Here is a 3,866-nt window from a genome sequence, read left to right as displayed (position 1 = left end):
GCCCGCGCCATATCCGCCCCGGCACCGTGCGTCCCATGCTCCGGGGATGGCCGGCGCGGGCACCTCTCTCTAGGATGCGCAAGATTGCGCGAATCCTCACAGGCTTATCCATGCACCATTTGACCCGTACTTGTCTGTCCGCCCTTGGACTGGCCCTCGCCCTGGCGAGTTCTCCGGCTGCGGCCGCCACGGTGGAGAGCCGCTTCGGTGAGCTCGACGGCCTGGGCATTGGTCTCGCGAATGGAGCCACGTTCGTCGTCGACGATCTGATCAACCCTCAGGCCGACGGCACCAACGACTGGGTCTACGGCGGCTTCACAGCGCAACTCAGCCCGACCTGGAGCGGCAGCCTGGTCGGCGCGTCATTGCAGGTGTTCTCGGGCGGCTGGGGTTGGAACGGCAATGCAGGTGTCTACCTGAACGGCCAGTTGGTTGGCGAACTGACGAATGGTGACGCCGAAAGCAACGGTCTAGGCAGCAACACAGCTTGGCTGGACAGTTTCGATCTCGCGACATGGCTGAGCCTGGTCGGTGCCGACAACACCGTCGAGATCCTGGCGTTCGATTCCGGTGACGGCGGCAGCCTTGGCTACATCAAGCTCGTCCTGCAGACCCAGGACGCCACCGGCAATACCGTCCCCGAGCCCGGCAGCGTCGCCCTCGCCGGCATTGCCCTCGCCAGCGCCCTGCTGACGCGCCGCCGCCGTCGCGACTGACGCTTTCACGGACACTCACGCGCCGGCCCTTTCGGCCGGCGCGTTTCGTTTGGGCTGCTCCTTGATCCGACTCCTCCCGCTGTTGTTCGCTGTGCCGTTCGCGCTACCGGTTGCGGCCCAGACGCTGCCCGAGCTGGCCGCCCGCGCGCTCGACGCCGACCCCGCCGTGCGCGCCACTGCCGCCTCGCTGCGAGCGGCCGACGAGCGGCTGTTCCAGGCCAAGGCGGCCTACGGTCCGACGGCCAACGTCACGGTGACGGGCAACAAGAGCCATTACAGCGAGGCGCCTACCTACGACTCGCGCGGGATCCGCTCCGATCAGTACGTCGTGCAGATCACGCAGCCGCTGTGGCGCGGTGCGCTCTACCCGGCGATGCAGGCCGCACGCAGCCAGCTGGAGCAGGCCGAGAACGCGCTCATGCAGTCGCGCCTGGAGGCGCAGCAGCGCCTGGCCGAAGCGGTGCTGGAGGTCTTCAAGGCGCGCGACGTGCTGGCCCATGCCACGGCGCTCCGTGAGGCCTACACCGAACAGCTCGCGGGAGCGCGGCGCGGCTTCCAGGTCGGCCGCGCGGCGGCACCCGAGGTGCGTGAGGCCGAGGCGCGGGTGGACAACGCCGTCGCCCAGACGCTCGCCGCCGAGGCTGAGCTGGACCTGCGCCAGCAGGTGCTGGCCGAGATCGCCAATGGCCCGACGCCGACCCTGCTGCTGCGCGCCGTCGCGCCCGAGGCGCTGCCATCCCTGCGCGCCGACAGCGTGCTGGACTGGCTCTCGCGCGCCGAGGCCGACAGCCCCTCGCTGCGCCAGGCCCGGCTCGCCGTGGAAGCCGCCGAGGCGGAGACGCGCAAGGCCTCGCTGGCCCATGCACCTACGGTGGACCTGAACGCCAGCTACACGCGCTCCAGCGACAACGGCTCGGTGACCAGCATCTTTCCGCGCCGCGGCAACACCTCGGCGGTCGGCGCGACGCTGACGATTCCGCTTTTTGCCAGCGGCGCCACGCAGTCCAAGGTCGTCGAGGCGCTGGCCCTGCGCGACAAGGCCGCCAGCGAGCTGGACCTGGCGCGCCGCACCCTGGTCATCGGCGTGCGCCAGGCCTTTGTGTCGACGCTGTCGGCGCTGTCGCAGGCGAGGGCGCTGGGCACGGCCGAGCGCTCGCAGGCGCTGTCGGTGCGGGCCAACCAGCGCGGCTTCGAGGTGGGCATCAAGACGAATGCCGACGTGCTGGAGGCGCAAGGCAAGCTGTTCGAGGCGCGCCGCGACCTCTCCCGCGCGCGGCACGATGCGTGGGCGAGTTATTTCAAGCTGCGGGCGCTGTCCGGCGCGTTGGGTGATGCCGACTGGGAAGCGCTGGACGCGCAGCTCGTGGAGCACCGGCCGGGCGAGATGGGGCGCTCGCGGGACAGGAGCGGGTCATGAGCGTGGGCGTGAACGATCACGAGGCCATCCTGCCGCCGCCCTCGGCCACGCCGCAGGCCGCTGAACTGGCCCCGGCCCTGGCCATCTGGCTGCAGCGCCTGCATGCGGCCGGCCTGGGCTGCCAGGGCGTGGCGCTGCATGCGGCCGATGCGGCTTGGCGCTCGCCGTTCGAGCGCGCTGACGTGGCTGAGGTCGATGTCGCCTGGGCCGAGGCGCGAGCCCGCGTCACGCGTGACAGCCCCGTCGCGCTCAGCCGGGTGCCGACGGGCGAGCTGCTCGTTGCCACGCACTTGATGCTGCCCAGCGGCCAGCCCGGCATCGTCGGCGCGCTGCTTGAGCCGCCGCACAACGACCGCAGCCTGCAACTGCTGCTGCTGTCGCTGGGCTGGCTGCAACTCACCTTGAGCGCGGCCAGCCTGGCGCACAACCAGCGCGCCGCCGAGCTGCTGGAGCTGATGGGCCATGTGGCCTCGCACAAGGACGCCCGTGCGGCGGCGCAGGACTGGGTCAACCGCACGGCCGCCTGGGCGCGGCGCGAGTTGCCGCCGGAGGCTGAGCTGTGCCTTTCGTTGTTCGACGTGCGCCATGGGCGCACGCACTGGTGGGTGGCGGCCGACGTGGCCTATGCCGAGACCGCCAGCCCCGGCGTGCAGGCGGCCGGCGAGGTTGCACAACGTGCTTTTGTCGAAGGCCGTGAGCTGACGGAGCGCGAAGCCTGGGCCCTGCCGCTGCTGGACCAGGGCGAGGTTGTCGCCGTGCTGGTCGCCCAAGGGCAGGCCACGCCCGCCGCCCAGCAGGTGTTGCGCACGAGTGCAGCGTTAGCCGAGCCGCTGCTGCGCCATTGGCGCGCAGCCGAGCTGCCCCTGCCCGTGCAGACCTGGCGGGCGCTGCGCCGCGTGGCCAACCGCCTTCGCGGCCCTGGTCACTGGGCCTGGAAGGCGGGCGCCGCCGCAGCCGTGCTCGTGCTGGCCGTGCTGTTGCTCATTCCCGTGGATGACCGCGTCACGGCCCACACCGTCATCGAAGGCCGCACACGCCAGCTCGTCACTGCGCCCTTCGAGGGCTTCATTGCCGAGGCCCTGGTGCGGCCGGGCGACCGCGTGCAAAAGGGCCAGGTCTTGCTGCGCCTGGACGACCGCGAGCTGAAGCTGGAGCAGTCCCGGCTGCGCGGCGACCGCGACCAGGCCGCCGCCAAGCTGCGCCAGGCCATGGCCGACCGCGAGGCTGCGAGCGTGGCGCTGGCGAGCGCCGAGCTGCAAGGCGCCGAGGGTCAACTGGCGCTGGTCGAGGCCAAGCTGGCGCGTGCGCAATTCGTCGCGCCCATTGCCGGCCTGGTCGTCAGCGGCGATTGGGTGCAGCAGGTCGGCGCGCCGGCGGAGCTGGGCAAGGAGATGTTCGAGATCGCCTCCGAGGGCTACCGCGTCGTGCTGCATGTGCCCGAGCGCGACATCGCCCGCGTGCGCACCGGCCAGCGCGGCGTGCTGCGCCTGGCTGGCCAGCCGCAGGCCGGCCACGACTTCGAGCTGAGCCGCGTGACGGCCACGGCCAGCGTGCAGGACGGCACCAACGGCTTCCGCGCCGAGGCCGCGTGGGTGGGCGACATGCCCGCCTTGAGCCCGGGCATGCAGGGCGTGGCCAAGGTCGTGGTCGGCAGGTCCAACGTGCTGACGATCTGGACGCGCGAGTCGCTGGACTGGCTGCGGCTCAAGCTCTGGCAGTACTGGATCTAGAGC

Annotated in this window: 3 protein-coding genes; all 3 read left to right on the top strand. The window is 71.4% G+C overall.

The annotated features are described in order from the left end of the window. Positions 1–110: 110 nt before the first annotated feature. The gene (locus AC0IZJ_RS20255) at positions 111–716 is read left to right on the top strand and encodes a PEP-CTERM sorting domain-containing protein (RefSeq protein ID WP_471853161.1); all 606 of its coding nucleotides are present in this window, start codon (positions 111–113) and stop codon (positions 714–716) included. A 61-nt stretch (positions 717–777) separates the two neighbouring features. Continuing rightward, a complete protein-coding gene (locus AC0IZJ_RS20250) occupies positions 778–2,133 on the top strand; it encodes a TolC family protein (protein ID WP_471853159.1) in 1,356 nt (451 codons plus the stop codon). Continuing rightward, positions 2,130–3,863, top strand: a complete 1,734-nt coding sequence (locus AC0IZJ_RS20245; RefSeq protein ID WP_471853157.1) for an efflux RND transporter periplasmic adaptor subunit — start codon at positions 2,130–2,132, stop codon at positions 3,861–3,863. The genes AC0IZJ_RS20250 and AC0IZJ_RS20245 overlap by 4 nt, the downstream gene beginning before the upstream one ends. The last annotated feature ends 3 nt before the right edge of the window (positions 3,864–3,866 follow it).

This window comes from Roseateles sp. AC306 (assembly GCF_979253795.1).
This window is presented reverse-complemented; position numbering and strand designations above follow the sequence as displayed.